Source organism: Sporosarcina sp. ANT_H38, from assembly GCF_008369195.1.
Classification (GTDB): Bacteria; Bacillota; Bacilli; order Bacillales_A; family Planococcaceae; genus Sporosarcina.
Genome location: NZ_VOBC01000006.1, coordinates 93355 through 117453 on the forward strand (window position 1 = coordinate 93355; position 24099 = coordinate 117453).

Sequence of the window (24099 nt, forward strand, 5' to 3'; positions counted from 1 at the left end):
TATCTATGGGAGGAGGACTGACGTGAATAGTGAAAACACTAAAAGCAATGATCCTCTACAACTTCAACAAATGATCATCTTTTTAAAGGCGGAACTAGCTAAATATAAATACGAAGTTAAAAAATATAAAGATAGCTATCACTATTCAATAATAGAAAACCTTGAGCAAGAAAATAGTCAATTAACAAATGAAAAAAACGAACTAACTGAAGAGCTATATAAGTTAAATCAAGAATTAGAAAAGCAGACTAATGATTATAAAAAAAGCGCCCTATTACTAGAGATGAATGGGAAAAGATACACCACTTCTATTAATACTTTATGGAAAACAAAAACTGATGTACAGCCGATAAACAAACAGTTGACCGAAGTTGTTAAAAAATTGGAAGATGGGGTTAATACCAATCAATATTGGTACAGGAAACATGATAGGCAAGTTTCTTCTTTTCATAAAAAACTTGCTGATAATAAAACGACTATAAAACAGCTCGAATATAAACTTTTTGAACTCATTCAAGAAACAAATAAACAAGTGCATTCCAAAATAGAAAAATTAGATAGTACGATAAAAGAGCGCACCGAGTCTGAGGAAATGAGACAGCTTTTACTACAAGAAATAGAAGGGAAAAATAATGCTATATGGAAGCTCCAACATGAAATTGTGAAGTTGAAAGAACAAAATACAAAGCAGAGTGACGCTATTAGAGTACTTGAAGAAAGCCTGAATCAGAAGAGTGAAGGTCATGTAGGTCTTGACTCATTCTCTTTAACAAGTACACCTACTATTGATATTGAGACCCTCACGCAATTGGACCAACAAATAAAAGAGCTATTGGTCAAATCGTTAGATTACGAATTAAAGTTGGATGCCAAATTACTCATTATCAATTCTTTGGAGCATAAGTTAGATCAGCTTAGTGTAGAAATTGATGGTATAAAGGTCTTCAATGTTGGGAATCGTGTTCTAGAGAGGAGACGTGAGAATTGACCTTTCTTGAATCTGCACCAGTAGCGAGTGTAGTAAAGCTCCCACTAATTGAAGATAAACTTTATCTAAAACTCAATAGGATCAATCATGAGGCTCAAACTTTTTTCGGAAAGTACTGAGCCTCTTTTGTTATGTTCAATTATAGCCAAAGAACATACTATCAATTTAGTTTTCACTGTCCAGCCTTCAGTAAAAGTATCTCTCATGAAAATGGAAGGAAACTCTCGTATTAAAATTAACACAAAGTTGATTAACCAAAATTAGCCGGAAAACAATTTAATCAAACACTAGGCGTCTCGAGTACAGTTGCTTTAGAATGCTTTGGTTTGAATGACTCCATAAAAGTAGCGAGATATCTTGATCTATAGAGATGCGACTTCGTCGCGTCCCTATAGATTTTTTCGGTAATCGTATGGTGGTCGTTCATCCTTCGCTCTCCAAAGGCATAGGTACACGAAATGCTTAGGTTTTTTGGAACGAAGGAATGATGGCTTCCAATTATGGATAGAAGCAGCCACACATGCCCCTCGAGGAATGAATTGCAATTCCTCTTAAAACTGTCGTGACTATTTCGCCGATAGCGAGCCGGAATTGGTCCAGTGAAAAAACGAGCTTATCAAGCCCTTCTCACCAGTATCTTATGCAGAAAAATGGTTAAACAACAGATATAAATAATAAGAAAGTATAAGTTTTTTGACACGGAATAATGTTTAGGTTTCAGACGCCGAACGATGGGGTCATAAATAAGCTGGGAAGGATTAAGCAGCATCCTTCCCAGGCAAATAGTGCCGTTTAACAGGTTCGTCTTTTGCTTTTCTTGATTTCCATATAAGCGTTTACATTTTAACGGATTTGAACTAATATACTTGTATACAAGTATATCGACCTTCAGGTGAGGAAGTGAGCATATGAGCGAAATAAAGGAATTATTATATCCTTCGAAATGGATTGCAAACGCTTCCACTGGAGTACGCTTAGCATGTGAAGTTAGAATGCGGATAATTTCGGGCATAATAGAGAAGGGTACCATTTTATCGGAAAATAAATTAGCAATGGAATTTGAAGTAAGCCGTTCCCCTATCCGCGAAGCGCTAAAAATATTGGCTTCAGAAAACATTATTCGATTAGAAAGAATGGGCGCAGTAGTTGTTGGTCTAACTGAACAGGATATCAAGGAAATTTATGATGTACGTTTACTCATAGAAACCTTTGTTTATGAACGGATTGTACAAATAGACACTAGTGAACTAGTGAGAGAACTAAGTAAAATCCATGAAATGATGGAAGTCGCCATTAAATACAGAGATGCTGATGAATTCTCTTATCAAGATGTGTTATTTCATGAAACAATTATTCGCTCGATTAATCATTCATACATCATGTTGATTTGGAATAACACGAAACCTGTTATGGAAAGTTTAATTCTTTTATCAATGCGAATGCGTTTAAAGGAGAAATACGAAGATTTTCCTCGTATCTTGAAAAATCATAAAGTTTACATTGAAGCTATTAAAATAAAAGATAGAGATATCATGATTCAAGCTTTGCACCAAAACTTCGATGATGTCCAAGGTAAAGTGGAAGACCTTTGGATGTCGCAACAAATGCTCACTAAAGGAAGAGAGTGATAGAGATGACGTACTATATGTTAGGAGTAGATATAGGGACAACGAGTACGAAAGCCGTTTTATTTACTGAAAAAGGTGAAATTGTTCAGCAAGATAATATAGGTTATCCGCTTTACACACCAGATATTTCGACAGCAGAACAGAATCCTGAAGAAATATTTCAGGCTGTCTTACAAGTCATCTCGAATGTTATGGGACATTCCAAAATATCACCAAAAGATTTATCGTTTATTTCATTTAGTAGTGCGATGCATAGTGTTATTGCGATGGATGAAAATGATCAGCCGCTGACGCAGTGTATCACTTGGGCGGATAATCGAAGTGAAGCTTGGACTAGAAAAATAAAAGAAGAGTTAAATGGGCATGAAGTATACAGGCGGACAGGAACACCTATTCATCCCATGTCACCATTAAGTAAAATTGCTTGGATTGTGCATGATTGTCCTGAGATAGCGACCAAAGCTAAAAAATATATAGGTATTAAAGAATTCATTTTCAAGAAATTCTTTAATCGATATGTAGTAGATCATTCTCTGGCATCAGCAATGGGTATGATGAATTTAGAAAAATTGGAGTGGGATGAAGAAGCATTGGAAATCGCCGGTGTTACCCAAGAACAATTATCTGAGCTCGTGCCGACAACCGAGATTTTTAAAAATTGTAATTCGGATATAGCAACAAAGATTGGCATTGATCCACAAACTGCGTTTGTCATTGGTGCAAGTGATGGAGTACTTTCTAATATAGGTGTGAATGCAATTGGTAAGGGGGAAGTAGCGGTAACGATTGGTACTAGTGGCGCAATCCGAACGGTTATTGACCAGCCTCGAACAGATGAAAAAGGACGAATATTTTGCTATGCATTAACTGAAAAGCATTGGGTCATTGGTGGTCCAGTAAACAATGGTGGAATGGTGCTCCGCTGGATTAGAGATGAATTTGCATCATCAGAAGTAGAAACGGCGAAAAGGCTAGGTATTGATCCGTATGAAGTGCTAACGAAGATTGCTGAACGTGTAAGACCAGGTTCGGATGGTTTGTTATTTCATCCGTACCTAGCAGGTGAACGTGCACCATTGTGGAATCCTGACGTGCGCGGCTCATTCTTTGGTTTAACTATGTCGCATAAGAAAGAGCATATGATTCGGGCGGCTCTTGAAGGTGTGATTTACAATTTGTACACAGTATTCTTAGCGTTAACTGAGGTTATGAATGAACCAGTTACTCGAATTCAAGCTACTGGCGGTTTCGCAAGATCAGATGTTTGGCGCCAAATGATGGCCGATATATTCGACTTGGAAGTAATTGTGCCGGAAAGTTATGAAAGTTCATGTCTAGGTGCTTGCATATTAGGGCTCTATGCTACAGGGAAAGTCGAATCATTCGATGTTGTTTCTGAAATGATTGGCAGCACTTATAAGCACACACCTATAGAATCTGATGTACAAGAATACCGGAAACTATTTCCTATATTCATAAATTTATCGAGGGTTTTGGAAAAAGAATATGCAAGTATTGCAAGTTATCAAAGAAGCTTAATTAAAAAGTAATAGAGAAATTTAGGAGGAATTGTTTTGCCGTTAGTCATTGTATCAATAGGTATAGTTGCGTTACTTGTTTTAATCATGTGGTTCAAATTAAACACTTTTGTTTCTTTAATCATTGTCTCTTTCGGTGTGGCACTAGCTTTAGGCATGCCACTAGATAGCATTGTTTCTTCTATTGAAGCTGGACTAGGGGGAACACTTGGCCATTTAGCGCTAATCTTTGGACTTGGCGCTATGTTGGGTAGGTTAATTGCAGATGCAGGGGGAGCGCAACGTATTGCGATGACCCTCATCGACAAGTTCGGAGAAAGAAATATTCAATGGGCTGTTGTAGTTGCTTCATTCATTATTGGTATTGCCTTATTCTTCGAGGTAGGGTTAGTGCTATTAATTCCAATCGTATTTACCATTTCGAAACAATTAAAGGTCTCTATTTTATACTTAGGAATTCCTATGGCTGCGGCCTTATCCGTGACGCACGGTTTCTTACCACCGCATCCGGGACCAACAGTTATTGCCGGAGAATATGGTGCAAACATTGGTGAAGTTCTACTTTACGGTTTTATTATCTCTATTCCGACTGTAATTATAGCGGGCCCTTTATTCACGAAGCTTGCTAAAAAGCTAGTACCTGATTCGTTCAATAGAACTGGTGATATTGCATCTTTAGGAGAACAAAAAACATTTAAAATGGAAGATACTCCCGGTTTTGGTATCAGTGTGTTTACAGCAATGTTTCCTGTTATTTTAATGTCTATAGCCACGGTTGTTTCGATGGTTCAGAAGACAATGGATATTACAGATAATAAGTTATTTGAAGTTGTTCGTTTTGTAGGTAATGCCTCTACAGCTATGGTGTTATCACTATTGCTTGCAATTTTCACAATGGGATTGGCAAGAAATATTCCAATGAAAACCGTTATGAATTCTTGTGGGATAGCCATTACAAATATTGGGATGCTACTGTTAATTATTGGTGGCGGTGGGGCTTTTAAACAAGTGCTCATCGATGGTGGTGTTGGTGACTATGTAGCGGAGTTATTCAGCGGGACCTCATTATCACCTATTTTACTTGCATGGATCATCGCAGCTATATTAAGGATTGCATTAGGTTCAGCAACTGTAGCTGCTTTAACAACAGCTGGCCTGGTTATTCCTATGTTGGGTACATCTGATGTGAATTTAGCGCTGGTCGTACTTGCAACTGGAGCAGGTAGTCTAATTGCATCGCATGTGAATGATGCCGGCTTTTGGATGTTTAAGGAGTTCTTTGGTTTGACCCTGAAAGAAACATTCGCAACATGGACATTGCTTGAAACGATTATTTCGGTAGCTGGGTTAGTGTTTATTCTATTATTGAGTTTAATCGTATAAAAAATGTGGGAATCTAATGTTACATTGAGGGCAGTGGTTAATGGCCTCACTTTTATTGTGCATTGGTTATGCAATCAGTTCTGAAAAAGGATCATCTTGCAGAAGTGACCTATTGGCGGCTTAATGGAACTTGTTAATATTAGATGGGGCTAGAGGAACGTGAATTTCTATATGAAAAGTGACAAAAGGCTGATTAAATAACGAGTAATAGTCTGAATCGGCGGAACAAATTAATTACTTCCGAGAAAGTTGTTGCTAATTTTCCGACAATCGTGTAAAGTCTGTAATAACGTAACTAAACAAATCCAATTTAATAGTTTTTCTTATCTAGAGAGGTATAGGGACTGGCCCGATGACACCTCAGCAACCGCCATTTTGTGGCATGGTGCTAATTCCAGCAAGTCGATAATCCGACTTGGAAGATGAGGAGAAGACTTATTCAGATTCAGAGTCTACTTCCTTTATGTAAAACAGGAAGAGGCTCTTTTTGTTTTACTGAAAATTTCCGATTGGTAGCAAATTTTAAATAACAAGGAAAATGGTTTATCGAAAGGGGCAAGTGATGTCAGTGAATTTATTAGAGACTATGAAAGAACGCATTTTGATTGGTGATGGGGCGATGGGAACTCTTCTTTATTCACACGGGGTGGATCTTTGTTTTGAGGAGATGAATTTGACACATCCTGATCAAGTACTTCACATTCATCAGGCCTATATAGAGGCAGGCGCGGATATCATACAAACAAATACGTATGGTGCAAATTATATCAAGTTAGCACGTTATGGTTTGGAGGACAGTGTAAAAAAGATAAACAAAGCAGCAGTCCAACTTGCAAAAAAAGCTGCGGGTAAGAATACGTTCATTCTTGGGACAATTGGGGGTATTCATGGTTCTCGAACATCCATTGGAACAAAGGAAGAAATCAAGCGTAGCTTTAGAGAACAATTGTATTGCCTACTTCTTGAGGGGGTAGATGGTCTACTTTTAGAAACCTATTATGATTTTGATGAATTAACAACTGTACTAAAAATTGCGCGGGAGGAGACAGATATCCCGATTATTACGAACGTTTCGATGCATGAGGCGGGGGTACTTCAAAATGGTTTGGAGCTTGCGGATGCTTTGCAGCAGTTAGAGGAATTGGGTGCGGATATCGTAGGTGTCAACTGCCGCTTAGGTCCCCATCATATGCTGGAGTCTTTAGAAACGGTTCCATTGATGAAGCGAGCATTACTGTCGGTGTATCCGAATGCTAGTTATCCGGGATATAAGGATGGGAAATTATTTTACGAAAATGAGCCTGAATATTTCGAAAGGTTCGCTATGAACTTTCGAAGGGAAGGGGCTAGTTTAATAGGTGGATGTTGTGGAACTACACCAGAACATATTCGTGCACTTGTGAAAGGACTTACAAATCGTGAGCCGATTCAAGAGAAATTTGTTGAAAAGAAGGAAGCGGAAGTTGAGATTATAGAGTCTACGCCAACGGAATCGAAACTGCCAACATTGCTTGAGACGGTGAAAAAAAGACATTCGATAATTGTTGAACTTGATGCGCCCAAACATTTAAATACGAGTCAGTTTTTTGAGGGGGCACAGGCGTTAAAGGATGCAGGTGTGGATGCTATTACATTGGCGGATAATTCACTGGCGACCCCAAGAATTTGTAATGCATCAATGGCATCACTTGTTAAACAAAATATTGGTGCAACGCCACTTGTCCACATTACATGTCGGGATCGCAATCTAATTGGATTGCAGTCACATCTCATGGGATTACACACATTGGGTATCACTGAGTTGTTGGCAATTACGGGAGATCCTACGAAAATCGGGGAATTTCCAGGAGCAACGTCTGTATTCGATATGACATCTTTTGAATTGATCCAACTGATCAAGCAATTCAATGAAGGCATTTCAAAGTCTGGTAAGTCATTGCAACAGAAAACGTCCTTTACGGTGGCGGCAGCCTTTAATCCGAACGTGCGGCACTTAGATCGTGCCGTGGAGAGATTAGAGAAAAAGATAGAAGCGGGAGCCGACTATTTTATTACCCAGCCAATCTATAGTACGGAAAAGATTATTGAAGTATATGAGGCGACAAAACATATTGAGGCGCCAATTTACATTGGAATTATGCCGCTGACCTCGTCGCAAAACGCTGAATTTCTACACAATGAGGTGCCGGGCATTAAGTTGACGGACCAAGTACGCGCAAGAATGGCTTTGTCTGATGGCAATCGTGAGCAGTCTACGAGAGAAGGTTTAGAGGTTTCCAAGGAATTGATTGACGTGGCGCTTGAGCATTTTCATGGCATCTATTTAATAACTCCCTTTATGCGCTATGACATGACTGTACATTTAACGGAGTATATACACAGTAAAGTGGACGCGATTGTAGCAGGGGAGGTGGTTCGGACCGAGAGCATTGTGTATTAAATTGGATGATAAAAAAATATAAAATAAAGGGGCTAACATACGATGGTAAAAGTGCAAAGTTCAATTAGTGGATATCCAAGAATTGGTGGGAAGCGCGAATGGAAAAGGGCGTTGGAAAGTTTCTGGAATGGATTAACTTCAGAAGAACAGTTACTGAAAACAACGGAAACGCTTCGTTTAGAAAGTCTGCAGAAGCAAAAAGAATTCGGTATTGATCTTATTCCGGTTGGCGATTTTTCATTATATGACCATGTACTGGACACATCCATTATGTTTGGTGTCGTACCAAAACGCTTCGAGTATGCGGGCGGAAAAGTACCTTTGGAAACGTATTTTGCCATTGCTCGTGGAACTAAAGATGCGGTGGCTTCAGAAATGACGAAATGGTTTAATACAAATTATCATTATATTGTTCCGGAACTTGAAGGTGTAACACCGAAACTAGTAGAGAACCGTCCACTTGCTTTTTATAAAGAAGCAAAAGAAAAGTTGGGTATTGACGGAAAGCCTGTTATATTGGGTCCAGTTACATATATTAAACTGGCAAAATCTTTCGGTGAAGAGAATTTCTCTACTTTATTGCAACAGTTTACACCGTTGTATATTGAAGTATTGAAAGAGCTTGTAGAGGCAGGCGCTGAGTGGGTTCAGATTGATGAGCCGATTCTTACAAGTAAGTTGTCGGGAGAGGATTTCCAACATATGCAGCAGGCGTACGTAGCAATTCATGAAGCTGTGCCACAATTAAAGATTATCCTACAGACGTATTTTGAAAAAGTTGCTAATTATGAAGCGGTTGTTGCGTTGCCAGTACACGGATTCGGTCTGGACTTTGTTCATGGTGATTCGCTTGAATTGCTACAGCAATACGGATTTCCTCAAGACAAAGTACTTGCAGCTGGTGTCATTGACGGCCGAAATGTGTGGCGAGCGGATCTAGATAAAAAAGTAACGCTATTAGAAGAAATACAGTCACATGTTGATAAAAGTCGCTTGATTGTTCAACCTTCCTCTTCACTTCTTCATGTTCCTGTCAGTACGGAAACGGAAGAGAAATTGGATCCAATCATTAAAGGTGGGCTGTCTTTCGCTGATCAGAAGCTTGCTGAAATTGTACTTCTTAGTAGAGGGATTCATGATGGGACTGAAACGATTGCAACTGGACTTGAGGAGAGCAGAAATGCACTTGCCCGTCTAAATAACTCTAAGTATCGACAAAATGTTGAAGTGAAGGAATCGATTGAAAATCTAACTGAGCAAGATGTAAATCGTTCATTGCCATTTGCAGAACGAATTATCGAGCAGCAAAAACGTTTTAATTTACCTCTTCTGCCGACAACGACAATCGGGAGTTTACCGCAGACGCCAGAAGTAAGACAGACAAGATCTAAATGGCGAAAAGGGGAAATTACAACTCAGGCCTACGAGCAATTTATCAAAGATCAGATTGACAAATGGATTGAGATTCAAGAAGACATCGGCATTGATGTTTTAGTTCATGGTGAATTTGAACGAACAGATATGGTTGAATACTTCGGTGAAAAGTTCGAAGGATTTGCTGTTTCACAGTTTGGCTGGGTTCAGTCATATGGTTCGCGTTGTGTCAAACCACCACTCATTTTAGGAGATGTTGCGTTTAGTGATCCAATTACTGTGAAAGAGAGTGTCTATGCACAAACGTTAACGACGAAACCTGTAAAAGGCATGCTGACAGGCCCTGTAACGATTTTGAATTGGTCCTTTGTACGAGATGACATTCCACGTTTCGACGTATTGAACCAAATTGCATTTGCACTCCGTAAAGAAATTGAAGAGCTTGAAAAGAACGGTATTCGTATGATTCAAGTAGATGAGCCTGCGCTTCGAGAAGGTTTACCGTTGGATCAAGAAAAACGTGAAGGCTATTTAGATGCTGCTGTCTATGCATTCAAACTGGCAACTTCATCTGTTGAAAACGATACGCAAATTCACACACATATGTGCTACTCAGATTTCAGTGGTATTATCAAATCCATTAGCGCGTTGGATGCAGATGTTATTTCAATTGAAACATCAAGAAGCCATGGCGAAATTATCGCTGCATTCGAGAATAATACGTATGATAAAGAAATTGGTCTAGGCGTTTATGACATCCACAGCCCACGTGTTCCAAGTAAGGAAGAAATGAAACAAAATATTAATCGTGCACTCAAAACCATTAATCCGAAACAATTTTGGATTAATCCGGATTGCGGCTTGAAAACAAGAAAAGAAGAAGAGACGATTGACGCTTTGAAGATAATGGTGGAGGCGGCTATAGAGGTTAGAGAAAGTCAATTAGCTACACTTAAGAATTAATTAATATAAGTAAGCCTTCGATATAAGAAAGGCATCTCCCCATTTATCAAAGATGGTGGAGATGCTTTTTTATTGTGTGGGAGATTATCGAGCCGTGGATAAGTTGCGAAGGGGAATACTTCAGGCCCAGACTTCGGATGAAAGACGTTCGGTTGCTGTGAGTTATAGATATAATCGGTCGAACGAAATTTATGATCGGTTGTCGAGGAGATATGATTGGCCTAGCGAAATTAATGATCGGTTGTCGAGGAGATATAATCGGTCGAGCGGAATTAATGATTGGTTGTCGAGGAGATATGATCGGTCGTGTGTAGTGTATGATTCGTCCCAATAGTATCCTTTAGTATACTATGCCACTCTCGAGTGCGTACTTCCTAATATGATTTATATATGTATAATTAGTGTAGAAAGCAAAATTAAAATTACATACAATAGAGGAGTTTTATAACATGGCAATTAAAGTTAAGGCAATTATCGGTAGTACAAGTTCAACTTCATTCAACCTGAAGTTAGTTGAGCATATGAGAAGTCGTTATGCAGATCAATTAGACATCACACCTGTCTTTATCAATGACCTTGAAATGTTTTCAGTTGATATAGAAAGTAACCCACCCGCGAGCGTAGTGGATTTTAAAAATACAGTTAAAGATTCAGATGCTGTATTATTTGCAGTTCCTGAATATAACTTCTCTATTCCAGGCGCATTAAAAAATGCAATTGACTGGTTATCACGTGGTGGCGATTTCACACTTCAAAACAAACCTGGCTTCATTGTAGGGTCGTCTATGGGAGCATTCGGAAGTATCCGTGCGCAACTACATTTAAGAGAAATCCTATCAAACCCGGCACTAGCACCTGCCTTACTACCAGGTAACGAAGTATATATCGGTTCTGTTCACGAAAAAATGAACGAAGCTGGCGAACTTACTGATAAAGCCACAATCGATTTCCTGGATTCAGTAGTTTATAACTTTATTGAGTTCTATAATAAAACAAATGTTGCAGTTAAGGCTTAAGAAATCTATGGATAAATCAAAACAGACATTCTCTTGGAGAGTGTCTGTTTTTGATTTAACCATTAGAATGCGTCGCTGGTATTCTGGTTATTTCTTTTCATTTGAATATGTGTGGCGTGATCGGTGCCCCATTCGTGCATAACTGCTAAGACAGGCTGTAAGCTTTTTCCGTATTCCGAAATAGAATACTCAACTTTCGGGGGAACCTGTGGATAGATGACTCTGTTAATAATATCTTCATCTTCTAATTCCCTTAATTGTTTGGTTAACATTTTTTGAGTAATGTCGGGCATCAATCTTTTTAATTCACTAAATCTTTGTGTACCTTCAGTAAATAAGTGCAGTAAAATAATCGGTTTCCATTTACCAACTAAGATACCTAAAGCTTCGTCAACTTTACATAGTTCAGGTATTATCCCCATAGTAACCTCCAATAGTATCCTTTTGTATACTATAGCACTTTAAAGTGTGTACTTCACATTTATAATGATTTAATCCATAATAACATATATAGGGAACTATTACTATGCGTAAAAAATATAGCACTATGTATTAAAATGAAGCATCCTATTGAATCCGCTACGCCTTATAGTGTCCAGTAAATGGACACTATAAGGCGCCTTCGCTCAGTTTATATAGGTATACATTTGTTCAACATAGGTATTTTAAAATACAAAAGGAGGATTTTATCATGAATAATAAACAAATCTTATCAAGAGGAATCAGAAGTGTGAGGAACGTAGTTTATCAGGAACACTCGCCAACTCATAAAGTAGGATTGGTCATTGAACCGGGAAACTGGGAAGACTCTGATCCATTTCTATTGATGGCTGAAGACTTTTTCGTGCGTGGAACATTTGGCATGCATCCGCATCGTGGTATTGAAACCGTTACGTACGTGATTGACGGGAAGCTAGAGCATATGGACAATAAGACCGGTGGTGGAGAATTATTACCAGGGGATGTCCAATGGATGACAGCAGGAAAAGGACTCATTCATACTGAGGATCCTGCCGTTGGGGAAACGGTTCAATCCCTACAATTATGGGTCAATCTTCCAAGTGATAAAAAGATGACAGAACCACGTTATCAGAACATGCGTGCACAAGATATGCCAGTCATTCATGAAGAGGGGGCAACAATTCGTGTCTTTTCCGGATCATCGAATGGTGTTACGGCTGACACGAAAAATCATGTGCCTATTACGATGGTCGAGTTGATAGTTGAAGCGGGTAGCACTGTCACACAAGACCTCCCCGGCAGTTACAATGGATTTCTCTATATAATAGAAGGAACTGGGACATTCGGCAGTAAAAGCACGAAGGGGAAGAAGGGGCAGGTGCTCTGGTTGGAACGTGCAACAAATGTCGAACAGACTGAAGTGAAGATTCACGCAGAAGAGAAAATGCATATCATGTTATATGCAGGTCAGCCTGTTAGAGAAAAGGTAGTAGCACGTGGCCCGTTTGTGATGAATTCAGAAGAAGAGATTGTGCAGGCCTATAAAGATTACAGAGAAGGCAGATTCGAGTGAATATGCAGGGGTCAATTTATCGCAGAATCACAAAGTATGAAATATTCTAATAGATTTGATATGCTTTTAATGAAATAAAAGAATGGGAGTTGCTGTTATGGGAAGTAAGATAGAACAAGTAGCGCGTTTTAAAGAAGCAATGGGGAATTATCCGACGGGAGTTACTGTCGTTACAGCATTTGATGCGGATAAAAAACCGATGGGGCTAACGGTCAATTCATTTGCATCCGTATCATTAGAACCTTTACTCATTTTATGGTCCATTGATAAAAGAGTATCTACCTATAGTGACTTTCTAGACGCTGAAAAGTTTTCAGTAAATATCTTAGCAGCAGATCAAAGCGAGTTATGTACGTTATTCTCTAGCAGGGTTGCTGATCGATTTAGCCAATGCGATTGGAAAGAGTCGGATTTAAATCTACCAGTACTGTCAAATTCGCTTGCAGTTTTACAATGCAAAACGTTTCAACAAATTGAAGCTGGGGATCATACGATATTCATAGGTGAAGTGTTAGATATTCAGAATGAAAATAAAGAACCGCTTCTGTATCACCGAAGAAACATAGGTGCAATTCCGGAGGCGTTTTATAGCTAACAAAATCTGTATAATCTTCGGCGTAAACAGGCGTGTCATCAGTTCATACTACTGATGACACGCCTTTTTTTTCTTAGAAGATAAGAAAGGATAAGATTTTTCACTTGGAGTGGTGTCTAGAGTTACTTCCAAACGTCTTGCGCGATATTTACAACATGGCGAACTTTTTTCCATTGTTGTTCTTCAGATAACTGATTACCTTCTTCTGTTGAAGCGAAGCCGCATTGTGGGCTTAAACATAGTTGGTCCAAAGAAACATACTTTGTGGCCTCTGCTACTCTTGCTTTAACTTGTTCAGGGGCCTCTAGTGCTCCGAATTTAGAGGTGATCAAGCCCAATACGACGAAAAGGTCAGGGCGATTGACATGGCGTAGCGGTTCAAAGCTGCCGGAGCGTTCGTCATCAAATTCAAGGAAAAGGCCATCAACATCCAATCCGCCAAAAATTGTGTCGGATACTTCCTCGTAGCCGCCACTAGAAAAATAGGTCGATTTGAAGTTGCCGCGGCAAATATGCATTGTTACGAGCAAGTCGGCCGGCCTTTTCGCGATGGATTCATTGATTGCCCGTGCGGATAGTTGTACAAGTTTGTCAGGATCTTGGCCTTTCGCTTTCAACGTATCTCTTCCTTCTTCCGACAAGAAGGAAGCCCATGACGTGTCATCGATTTGAAGATAACGGCACCCCTCATCATAAAGTGCTTGAATTACATCTTGATAGGCAGTAACCAAGTCATTAAATAACTCTTCGTCACTTGTATAGATGCCTTCTTCGAATGTTGCTCTGTGGATCAGCATATTCGGACTTGGAATCGTGAATTTTGCGACCGCATCGCCTGCTACGCTTTTCAGGAACTTGAAGTGTTCAATCATGTAATGGTTGCTGAAGCCAATTTTCCCTGTCACTTTAATGCCATGCGCTCTCGTGACAACACCGTTGAATTGGAGCCCTTTATCTGTGTCGAAAAACTCAACGCCGTCAAAGCCGGAAAGGAAATCGAAGTGCCACCATTTACGACGGAATTCTCCGTCTGTCACAGATTTTAGCCCGACTTCTATTTGTTTGTTGACGAGCTTTGTGATTTCCTCGTCTTCGATTGTGCGTAATTCTTCAGCAGTGATTTCACCGTTATCTCTTTGTAAACGGGCCAGCTTTAGGCGCTCTGGTCTTAAAAAGCTACCGACGTGATCTGCTTTAAATGGTGCTTTCGTCAAAGTTTGTTCCACTACAGGTTTAGTCAAATTAAATTCCTTCTTTCAAATTTAATATTTTTTCTATAGAGGTGCTTAATTACGTATGGCAACTTTTTCATTTGCCTTTATCAAAGCTTGATCAAAATCGGCAATTAAGTCATCTACATGCTCGAGTCCGACAGAAAAGCGTAGCAGACCATCGGTAATACCGCGTTTCTCCCGTTCTTCTTTCGGCATGGCGGCATGAGACATCGTTGTAGGATAGGAAAGAATTGATTCAACTCCGCCGAGACTTACTGCAAAGACAGGGATCTGGACGTTTTCAACAAAAGCCTTGGCTGTTTCTCTATCCGGCAAACGGAAAGACAAAACAGCGCCGGGGCTTGTAGATTGTTTCGCGTGAATGGCGTGTCCTGGATGACTTGCTAACCCTGGGTAAAAAACTTCCTCCACTAACGAGTGATTATTCAAGTATGAAGCGATTTTCTTTGCCGATTCCGATGACTGCGTTAAACGAGCACCTAACGTTTTAATTCCTTGAATCAACGCGTAAGAATCTTGTGCGCCTAGAATAGATCCGAAAGAATTCTGAATGAATGCCAATTGATTGCCGAGTTCCTCATCCTTTGTCACTGCCAACCCGGCAATGATATCGCTATGTCCAGATAAAAACTTAGTAGCACTATGAACAACGACATCAACGCCAAGATCCAGTGGACGCTGATAAAGTGGCGACATGAATGTGTTGTCGAGAAACGTCAGACAGTCATTCGCTTTTGCAAGTTCAACAATAGCTTCAATATCTGTAATGCCCAAACGTGGATTGGATGGTGTTTCAATATAGATGACTTTTGTATTTGGGCGGATTGCACGTGCGGTTTCTTCTATATTCGCTAAATCTACAAAGGTATGGTCGATACCGAATTTTGGTAACACTTTTGTTACAAAGCGGTATGTCCCGCCATAGACATCCTCGGTAACAACGATATGGTCACCAGAAGAAAGGAGCATAAATGCAGATGAGATAGCAGCCATTCCGGAAGCAAATGCCAATCCGCGTGCACCGCCTTCCAGTGAGGCAATTGTATTTTCTAACGCATCTCTCGTTGGATTGCCCGAGCGGCTATAATCATACGGTCCAAAATCATCGAAGCTTTCTTGATGAAACGTTGAGGATAAGTAAATAGGGACGTTAACTGCGCCTGTTTTTTGCTCATAATCCCCACGCGTGGAAGCATGGATAATGGTCGTTTCCAATCGCTCTTTATTCCAACTCATAGCTGGAGCACCCCACTTTTCAATGTTGCAAACACTTGCTTCAAATCTGCGATCAAATCTTCAGCTTCTTCCACTCCGACAGAAAAACGTAAAAGTCGATCACAGACGCCACGGCGTATCCGTTCTTCACGTGGGATATCCGCGTGGGTTTGGGTTGCTGGGTAGGTAATGAAACTTTCTACACCACCTAGACTTTCTGCAAATGTTATGAGCTGTAAGTTTTCAAGGAATGGTCCGACCAATTCACTATCGTTCAGACGGAATGAAAGCATGCCGCCTTTCCCTGGATAGAGAACGTCTGTAACAAGTAATTCATTGTTTAAATAGTTCGCGATTATTTTTGCGTTTTCATCATGCTGCTTCATTCTCAAATGCAATGTTTTCAGCCCTCTGATGATTAGCCACGAATCCGAAGGAGATAGGACTGCGCCGATAGCATTATGGTTGGCGGCTAGTTGTTCACAAAGCTTTTCGCCTTTTGCGACGACAAGTCCCGCGAGGACATCATTATGTCCGCCGATATATTTCGTTGCGCTGTGCATGACAATATCAGCACCAAGTTCAATAGGTCTCTGGAAATAGGGCGTTAAAAATGTATTGTCGACAATCAATAGTAATTCGTGCTCCCGGGCGAGTTCTGCGTACAGACGAATATCAAATTCCTGCATGAGCGGATTCGTTGGTGTTTCGATGAAGAGTGCTTTTGTCTTCGAAGTGATCAACTTCTCGGTCTCATTTACATCGGCGAAATTCGTATAGGTTGTGCCAATTGAGTAAACGTCGGAATACTGTTCGAGCAAGCGATATGTGCCACCGTAAATATCTTCTGGAACAATCAATTCATCCCCAGGACGGAAAAGCGTTAGGATAAGCTGAATCGCCGCCATCCCCGAGCTACATGCGTAACCTGAATCCCCACCCTCTAATTTAGCAATCCCTTCTTCTAATATGGAACGGGTCGGGTTTTTCGTCCGTGTGTAGTCATAGCCGGTTGATTGACCGAGCCCTTTATGTTTGTACGCTGTTGATAAATAGATTGGCGTATTGATAGCACCTGTCCTCGGATCGCTGTTATTACCTAATTGCACTAGAATTGTATTCAAACTTTGTTTTGTCATTGTAGTCACCCTTTTCTTTTTAATTGAAAAAGGGGACCCTCTATAAGAAGAGGGTCCCCGAAATATCGTAGACTATCTTCTTATCTTCTAGGGAAACGAACACCTAAAGGAATTAGCACCGTACCTGAACAGGCTGGTTGCTGAGACGTCATAGGGCCCTTCCCTCGGTCTCTCTTGATAAGAATTAAATTATGGAATTATGCGAAAACAACAATTTTCATTACTTTATCATGATACAGAAAATAAAACAAGAGTGAATTGTCAAAATCTATCTTTCAGTAGCTGCATACGTTGATTGAATAGACTGGGGTACGATAAAAACCCAAGTAATACACTTGTTACTGCGGCTGTCGTTAGTAATAGAAAGATGATGAGTAATTGGAACTGGACCGCTTGGATGGGGTCCGCACCTGCGATGATTTGACCACTCATCATACCGGGAAGTTGAACCAAGCCCATTGTCTTCTGACTTTCGATTGTCGGAATCATACTCGCTTTGATCGCATTAATCAGTTGTCTATGAATGGCTTGCTTTGGCATACCGCCGAGTGAGAGGATGAGTTCCGTTTCATCGCGATGCGTTTCAATCTCAGCTGTGAACCGGTTAAGGAATAGGATTGATAGTACCATAGAGTTGCCAATCACCATGCCACTGATTGAAATAATATATTGTGCAGTCGGGGGAACGATTTGAAAGCCAAGCAGGATACTCTGGGTAAGTGCTACTACAAAAAGTAATGTGACTGCGATTTTCCAAGTGATTCCCTTGATGGCTTTTCCTTTCTTGCGAGCGTTTTGTGTCGCTGCTGCAATCATTAATGTGACCATTAGTAAAATATATAAAATATTTTCGGAGTCGAAGACAAATTATAGAATATATCCGACCGCGAGCAATTGGATAATGGACCGGATTGTCGCGATGATTGTGTCTTTTTCCAAATCTAAACGTAGAGTCTTTGATAATAGTAGCGGTATGATAACAAAAATAAGTGTGATGGATAACGTCAGATAACTCATTCAACGCCTCCTTGCACAAACTGCTTTACGAATTCATTTGTTGGTGATTTCAATAAGTCACTTTCACCAGTTTCAATGACTTGACCGTTCATTAGAACCCATGTGTAATCTCCAATCGATAAGGCCTGTTTCAGATTATGTGTAATCCAGATGATCGTTGTACCATATAACTTGTTAATTTTTACGATTAATTCTTCTATTTCATGTAAAGATGTTCGGTCCAAGGCAGATGTTATTTCGTCTAGTAATAGAATTTCAGAGCGGTTAATTAGTGTGCGGGCAATTGATACTTTTTGCCGTTGACCACCGGATAAGTCGTTGGTTTTCCAGTGTAAAAATTGCTCATCCAGCCCAACGTCTTCTAAAATTTTAATGGCATCCCCTTCAGGGAGTTTTCACCTTTAAGTTCCATTGGGAGAGCTAAGTTATGATAGACGGTACCTTTAATCATTGGTGCACTTTGAAGTGCGATTCCTACGCGGCGGCGTAATTCAACGGGTTCATACGTAGAAAAAGGTTTATCATCAATGAACATATCTCCTGAAGTTGGGGAAATCAGCCCGTTACACAATTTAAGCAACGTTGTTTTTCCTGCTCCAGAAGGGCCGACGAGTGTTGTAATTTTACCTCTCGGAAAGGAGCCTGTGATACTTTTTAAAATATGTACGTCACCAACGGAATAATTGACGTCATGAAAATGTATAGCGGGTTCATAAAAATTAGACATTACATTCTCTCCTAAAGTTCGTTATTAGTACAAAAATCGCCACAAGTAAAATGTCGCATAGGCTTCCCAGTTCTTCCAAGGTGCAGCTAACTTCAAAATTTCTTCTTTCGTCGGCTTTTCTTCTGCTTCTGTCAAATGTTTGATGGCGTTATGAAGTCCGACGTCAGCAATTGGAAATGCATTTGGGAACCGCAAACACCGCATTAAGACATAGTTTGCGGTCCAAGGCCCGACTCCACGAATTTTGACGAGCATTTTTTCTGCTTGTTTAAAATCTCCAGTTCCAAATACCTGAGCTTTGGATAAGCTTCCATCTGTGATAAGCTGTGCAACCCCAATCAGATACTCGCATTTTTTAACGGTCATTTTTAATGCCGATAAATCCTCGACTGTAAGCTTCGCAATATCCTCTGGATCAGGGAACAGCCAGTATGACTGACCATCCCATTCTATCGAACTGCCGAATGTCTCTACAAAGCGCCTTTTCAACGTATATGCATATGTCAGATTGATTTGCTGTCCGAGTATTCCCCAACAAAGCGCTTCAAACAGGTCAGGGATGCCGATGTTTCGCAAACCATAAAACTCATTTACTGCTTGTTTGAGTAGTGGATCCTGCTCTGCCATCCTATAAAAGGGTTTTAAATCGGTATTGAGATCAAACCAATCCTGTACATAATGGATGACTTTATCACGGACACTTTCGCTAGACGGTGCATATGTTTCTATAAACCGAATTAGAAGTTTACCCTCTATATTTTCGCTGACTTCGACTAATAGAATTTCATTCGCCACTGGAATGGCCTTGATCACTTTACCGTCACGGATTTCAAACATACACTCATTGGTAGACCTGGACATATAGCTAATATTTTCTTTGAAATTGAACTCTTGCGGAACAGCTATAATCAAACGATCTTGTTGATTAACTAGCATTATAAAAAACTCCTCTACATTTTACCTATATTGAACATATGAATACTTATATAAACTGAGTGAATCTTACCCCTAGCGCCGTAGCGAATTCAGGGGAATTCTATATGTTTAGTTGTACCATAATTCCTGTTGTAAAAGTTTCGCTATCTTGCTATTACGTCCTAAAAAGTATTTATTTTGGAAGTAGAGGGGGTATACTTAATGTAAGAAGAAGAGGTGATTCCGTGAGTAGTCATCAACAATTTGGGCAAATCACTGATGAACAATGGGAAGCAATCACGCATAATGATGCAAGGTTTGATGAAATCTTCATCTATGCTGTAAAATCGACAGGTATTTTTTGCCGACCATCTTGCAAATCAAGAGACCCGAAAAAAGAAAATGTCCATATTTTCAATAATGCAACGGAAGCGATAGCGGACGGATTCCGGCCTTGCAAACGCTGCAAGCCGGGCGGACTGCGTTTACCTGATGAAGAATGGGCTTTTCTAATCGGAGAATATATAGACGAGCATTTTCGTGAGCCATTGACGTTAGAAATATTGGCAGACATGTGCCACGGAAGTCCTTATCACCTACAACGCACATTTAAAAGAATTATAGGGCTGACACCTGTTGAATATATCCAAAAGGTCAGGATAACGAAAGCAATGTATGAACTAACAGTTACTGATAAATCTGTTTCGGAAATAGGACAAAGTGTGGGGCTTTCGAATCTGTCCTATTTCATCACGCTATTTAAAATGAAAACTGGACAAACACCAAAACAATATCGGAAAACGAGTAATGGAGGGGCAGATTAATGGAGAAGACTAGTAAAAACAATGTGTATTGGACATTGCTTAATCACTCACACTGGAATATGTATATAGCTGCGACAACAGAGGGGCTTTGTTTTATCGGGACCCCGAATGCGCCATTCGAAGAACTAGTAGTGTGGGTGAAAAAAAGGCTTCCAAGTCATATGCTAATGGAAGAACCGGACATTCTGCAGCCGCACGCTGTCGAGTTGGTCGATTATTTAAAAGAGCAGCGTAGGGATTTCATATTACCAATCGATCTTCACGGTACTCCTTTTCAACAAATTGTCTGGAAGGCATTGCAAGAAATTCCATATGGACAGACTGTTTCCTATTCGGATATTGCCAAACGGATTGAAAAACCGAATGCTGTACGAGCCGTCGGAACCGCTATTGGTGCTAATCCTGTCTTGATTGTTGTTCCCTGCCATCGTGTCATTGCGAAAAATGGTAAGTTGGGTGGATTCCGAGCTGGTTTGGAGATGAAAGTGCAACTTCTAGAACTGGAAGGATAGTGCATTGAAATGAAAAAAGACAAGGGAGAAGTAAATCTCACCTTGTCTTTTTGCTTTTTAGAGTAGGTATGGAATTAACGGGTTCTTTATTTGTTACATCCAGTACATCAAGTAGGAAAACAAACACAGGAATACCGATAATGAGACCCCATACGCCAAAGAAGTTTTGCGAGAAAATAAGCACGATAAACGTGTAGAAAACAGGTAAATCTGTTTTTGAAGACATTAGTTTCGGATTTAAAATATAGGCTTCAACGCCATGAATAATCATGACTGCAATAATCACGTAGACAACTTTCAGGAATCCTCCGATTGTGAAAGCAATTATCGTCAGAGGAACAAGTGAAATGATGACTCCGGCAACTGGAATGAGCCCTAAAAAGAAAATCATAATTGCCAACCCGATTATTTGGGGGAATCCGAGTATGATCAATACGATCACGGACAAGATTGTATTAACAATTGCAATGATAAATTGAGCTTCAATCACTTTTCCGAACGTTCTTGTGAATTTTTTGCCAAAGAACTCAATTTCGAAGTAAAAAGGAGCAATCTTACTTTCTTTAAATTTGTTTGTAAATTCTATTAAACGAGGTTTTTCTAGTAGGAAAAATAAACTTAATACTAGGGCAAGCAGTACTTGAATGCTGGTTTTACTAATATCAGAGAAATATTTCAACAAAAATGAAAAACCATTTTCCAAATAGGCTGCAATTTGATTGCTAGAGATGATGGATTCTATGTAAGTGAGGAGTACATTGTCATGTGGCGCAGCATAGAAGTTCGTAACTCTTACAATAATTTGACTGATTTCCATAGTGATTATTGGTAAATATTTTGCAACACCAACTGTCAGTACGGCTACAATCAGTGTATACAGCAGAATGACCAGTAGTTTGCGGTTAATCCTCACACGCTTTACGGTGAATTCAACAAGTCGATCCAGCAAGAAAGCGAAAATGAAGGTAAGCAAAATAATATTTATCATACTTTTGACACTGTACAGAATTAAAATAATTAAAGCGAATATCAGAATACGCCGTGGTCCCTTTTTCTCGAAAATGTCTAATAACCCATTCATATGACTTTAGCTCCTCCATAAATAATTAAAAGTGAAAATGAGAAATGAGACCTTTCATTGTTAGCGATGGCAGTGAAAAAGGAGTTATAAACCGTAAAAGGTCACATCTCCTCCTCTTATGTTTAATTATATGATAGATATTGCAATAAATGAAGTTTGAAACATATTTTAGTTAGTAGGAATTGCTACCCAATGTCCGTTAGAAACCTCGATTAACTCAGATTGCGATAGCTGATATTTGTCTTCCTCGATTTGTTCTTCCATAAGTGTTCTTTTTTTCTTCGATTCTATTTTTGGGTCAGGAATTGGAATCGCTGAGAGTAACGATTTTGTATAGGGATGCAATGGATTAGAGTAGAGCTCTTCGCTTTCGGCAAGCTCAACGATTCTCCCTGCATACATAACTGCAACCCGGTCACTAATATGCTTAACCATAGATAAGTCGTGCGCAATGAACAGGTAGGTGAGTCCGAGACGATGTTGAAGATCTTCCAATAAGTCTACGATTTGCGACTGGATAGAAACATCGAGTGCTGATAATGGTTCGTCGCAAACGATGAAGTCAGGTTCTACGGCCAGTGCACGCGCAATACCGATTCTCTGGCGCTGTCCCCCGGAAAATTCATGTGGATAGCGCATTGCATGGGCTGGTTCTAGTCCAACCATAACAAGCAATTCTTCAACCCTCTTTTTTCGTTCCTCTTTGTTTTTACTCAACCGATGGATGTCTATTGCCTGACCGATAATATCAAGCACTTTGAAACGCGGATTAAGTGAAGAATACGGATCTTGGAAGATCATCTGCATATGACGCCGCATCGTTTTCATTTCATTTTTCGAAAGCCGGTTGATGGCCATCCCTTGATATAAAACATCGCCGTCCGTTGGTTCATGGAGTCGTAAAATGGCGCGGCCGGTCGTCGACTTACCTGACCCTGACTCACCAACGAGTCCGAGCGTCTCTCCAGGTTTAATATGGAAGCTGATATCGTCCACGGCCTTTACTACATTGCCTTTCCCAACATCAAAATGCTGCTGCAGTGATTTCACCTCTAGCAGGGGTTTCCCATTTTCAATACCAATGGTACGTAAAGGAGTGCGTTTCGGCTTCTTTTTCTCGTCAAGCCGTGGAAGTGCATTGAGCAGTTTCTTCGTATAGGAATGTTTTGGACTTTCAAAAATTTCTTCCGTTGTTCCGGTCTCCACAATTTCACCGTCTTTCATGACGACAACGCGATCGCACATGCCGGCAACAACACCAAGGTCATGGGTAATCAGTATGATGGAGGTTCCAAAACGCTCCTGCATATCTTTCATTAAATTTAAGATTTGGGCTTGTATTGTCACATCAAGTGCTGTCGTTGGTTCATCCGCAATCAGTAGGGACGGACGGCAAGCAAGTGCAATTGCAATCATAACGCGTTGTCGCATTCCACCTGAAAATTCGTGTGGATATTGGCTGAAACGCGCGTCACTATTACGGATACCTACAAGCTTAAGCAGTTCAATGGTGCGGTTTTTCGCATCCCTTTTAGATAAGTTCTGATGTTTGATTAAACTTTCAGCTATTTGCTTGCCGATTTGGATTGTTGGATTTAAAGAAGTCATCGGATCTTGGAAAATCATGCTTATATCGCGACCACGGATACTCTCCATCTCTTTTTCCGTTTTATGAACAAGATTTTCACCTTGAAATTCAATTACTCCATCTTTTAGATAAGAAGGCGGAGAGGGGAGAAGACGCATGATTGAGCGGGCTGTCACGCTTTTTCCACTTCCAGATTCACCTACAATTCCAAGCGTTTCACCTTTCTTCACTTCAAAACTCACACCGCGGACTGCTTCAAATTCCTTGTCGTGGCTCAAAAACGAGACACGTAGATCACTTACTCTTAAAACTGTTTCCACCAACAACACCTACCTACTATTTAGATTTTGGAGTTAATTAAAAATTACGTTGACTTAGACAATTGCT

18 protein-coding genes, 2 pseudogenes and 2 riboswitches are annotated in these 24099 nt (G+C 40.0%); of the genes and pseudogenes, 11 read left to right on the top strand and 9 right to left on the bottom strand.

The window, feature by feature from the left end; all coding sequences use genetic code 11:
* Positions 1–22: 22 nt before the first annotated feature.
* The 7 genes from FQ087_RS21175 (at position 23) to FQ087_RS21205 (ending at position 11330) form a co-directional block, all read left to right on the top strand.
* Positions 23–988 (top strand): coiled-coil domain-containing protein, encoded by a 966-nt coding sequence (locus FQ087_RS21175; protein ID WP_149582587.1) that lies wholly within the window; start codon positions 23–25, stop codon positions 986–988.
* 908 nt (positions 989–1896) lie between these two features.
* Positions 1897–2616 carry a GntR family transcriptional regulator gene (locus FQ087_RS21180; protein WP_149582588.1) on the top strand — a complete coding sequence of 240 codons (720 nt, stop codon included), beginning with the start codon at positions 1897–1899 and terminating at the stop codon, positions 2614–2616.
* 5 nt (positions 2617–2621) lie between these two features.
* Entirely contained in the window at positions 2622–4166 is a 1545-nt protein-coding gene (gene gntK / locus FQ087_RS21185; RefSeq protein WP_149582589.1) for a gluconokinase, read from the top strand.
* Between the two features lie 24 nt (positions 4167–4190).
* On the top strand, positions 4191–5537 hold the full coding sequence (locus FQ087_RS21190; RefSeq protein ID WP_149582590.1) for a GntP family permease: 1347 nt from the start codon (positions 4191–4193) through the stop codon (positions 5535–5537).
* A gap of 320 nt (positions 5538–5857) precedes the next feature.
* A riboswitch (SAM riboswitch) is annotated at positions 5858–5966 on the top strand.
* A gap of 139 nt (positions 5967–6105) precedes the next feature.
* Positions 6106–7977, top strand: coding sequence for a bifunctional homocysteine S-methyltransferase/methylenetetrahydrofolate reductase (locus tag FQ087_RS21195; RefSeq protein ID WP_149582619.1), 1872 nt, complete (start codon positions 6106–6108; stop codon positions 7975–7977).
* Between the two features lie 42 nt (positions 7978–8019).
* A complete protein-coding gene (metE, locus tag FQ087_RS21200; protein WP_149582591.1) occupies positions 8020–10314 on the top strand; it encodes a 5-methyltetrahydropteroyltriglutamate--homocysteine S-methyltransferase in 2295 nt (764 codons plus the stop codon).
* A gap of 449 nt (positions 10315–10763) precedes the next feature.
* Positions 10764–11330 (top strand): NADPH-dependent FMN reductase, encoded by a 567-nt coding sequence (locus tag FQ087_RS21205; RefSeq protein WP_149582592.1) that lies wholly within the window; start codon positions 10764–10766, stop codon positions 11328–11330.
* A gap of 62 nt (positions 11331–11392) precedes the next feature.
* Here FQ087_RS21205 and FQ087_RS21210 read toward each other — a convergent pair whose 3' ends face one another.
* Positions 11393–11752 carry a winged helix-turn-helix transcriptional regulator gene (locus FQ087_RS21210; RefSeq protein ID WP_149582593.1) on the bottom strand — a complete coding sequence of 120 codons (360 nt, stop codon included), beginning with the start codon at positions 11750–11752 and terminating at the stop codon, positions 11393–11395.
* Between the two features lie 269 nt (positions 11753–12021).
* On the opposite strand from FQ087_RS21210, the gene FQ087_RS21215 reads away from it, so the two are divergent.
* A complete protein-coding gene (locus FQ087_RS21215; RefSeq protein WP_149582594.1) occupies positions 12022–12864 on the top strand; it encodes a pirin family protein in 843 nt (280 codons plus the stop codon).
* Positions 12865–12961: 97 nt separating this feature from the next.
* Positions 12962–13459, top strand: coding sequence for a flavin reductase family protein (locus tag FQ087_RS21220; protein WP_188006857.1), 498 nt, complete (start codon positions 12962–12964; stop codon positions 13457–13459).
* Positions 13460–13581: 122 nt separating this feature from the next.
* Here FQ087_RS21220 and FQ087_RS21225 read toward each other — a convergent pair whose 3' ends face one another.
* From FQ087_RS21225 to FQ087_RS21250, 6 genes and pseudogenes are all read right to left on the bottom strand, one after another.
* The gene (locus FQ087_RS21225) at positions 13582–14685 is read right to left on the bottom strand and encodes a 5-methyltetrahydropteroyltriglutamate--homocysteine S-methyltransferase (RefSeq protein ID WP_149582621.1); all 1104 of its coding nucleotides are present in this window, start codon (positions 14683–14685) and stop codon (positions 13582–13584) included.
* Between the two features lie 60 nt (positions 14686–14745).
* Positions 14746–15930, bottom strand: coding sequence for a cystathionine beta-lyase (gene metC, locus FQ087_RS21230; RefSeq protein WP_149582595.1), 1185 nt, complete (start codon positions 15928–15930; stop codon positions 14746–14748).
* A complete protein-coding gene (locus FQ087_RS21235; protein WP_149582596.1) occupies positions 15927–17048 on the bottom strand; it encodes a methionine biosynthesis PLP-dependent protein in 1122 nt (373 codons plus the stop codon). Before FQ087_RS21235 ends, metC begins: the two co-directional genes overlap by 4 nt.
* Before the next feature lie 77 nt (positions 17049–17125).
* Positions 17126–17232: riboswitch (SAM riboswitch) on the bottom strand.
* A 77-nt stretch (positions 17233–17309) separates the two neighbouring features.
* A pseudogene (locus tag FQ087_RS21240) lies at positions 17310–18065 on the bottom strand (ABC transporter permease).
* Positions 18062–18792 (bottom strand): annotated as a pseudogene (locus FQ087_RS21245) (ABC transporter ATP-binding protein). The pseudogenes FQ087_RS21240 and FQ087_RS21245 overlap by 4 nt, the downstream one beginning before the upstream one ends.
* A gap of 24 nt (positions 18793–18816) precedes the next feature.
* Positions 18817–19728 (bottom strand): DNA-3-methyladenine glycosylase family protein, encoded by a 912-nt coding sequence (locus tag FQ087_RS21250; RefSeq protein WP_149582597.1) that lies wholly within the window; start codon positions 19726–19728, stop codon positions 18817–18819.
* A 224-nt stretch (positions 19729–19952) separates the two neighbouring features.
* Here FQ087_RS21250 and FQ087_RS21255 point away from each other — a divergent pair, with 224 nt between their 5' ends.
* Together FQ087_RS21255 and FQ087_RS21260 are read left to right on the top strand one after the other, a co-directional pair.
* Entirely contained in the window at positions 19953–20531 is a 579-nt protein-coding gene (locus FQ087_RS21255) for a bifunctional transcriptional activator/DNA repair enzyme AdaA (RefSeq protein WP_255452494.1), read from the top strand.
* Positions 20531–21043 (top strand): methylated-DNA--[protein]-cysteine S-methyltransferase, encoded by a 513-nt coding sequence (locus FQ087_RS21260; protein WP_149582599.1) that lies wholly within the window; start codon positions 20531–20533, stop codon positions 21041–21043. The genes FQ087_RS21255 and FQ087_RS21260 overlap by 1 nt, the downstream gene beginning before the upstream one ends.
* Before the next feature lie 37 nt (positions 21044–21080).
* Here FQ087_RS21260 and FQ087_RS21265 read toward each other — a convergent pair whose 3' ends face one another.
* Together FQ087_RS21265 and FQ087_RS23265 are read right to left on the bottom strand one after the other, a co-directional pair.
* Positions 21081–22124 carry an AI-2E family transporter gene (locus tag FQ087_RS21265; protein ID WP_149582600.1) on the bottom strand — a complete coding sequence of 348 codons (1044 nt, stop codon included), beginning with the start codon at positions 22122–22124 and terminating at the stop codon, positions 21081–21083.
* A 168-nt stretch (positions 22125–22292) separates the two neighbouring features.
* Positions 22293–24032, bottom strand: a complete 1740-nt coding sequence (locus tag FQ087_RS23265; protein ID WP_149582601.1) for an ABC transporter ATP-binding protein — start codon at positions 24030–24032, stop codon at positions 22293–22295.
* Positions 24033–24099: the final 67 nt, after the last annotated feature.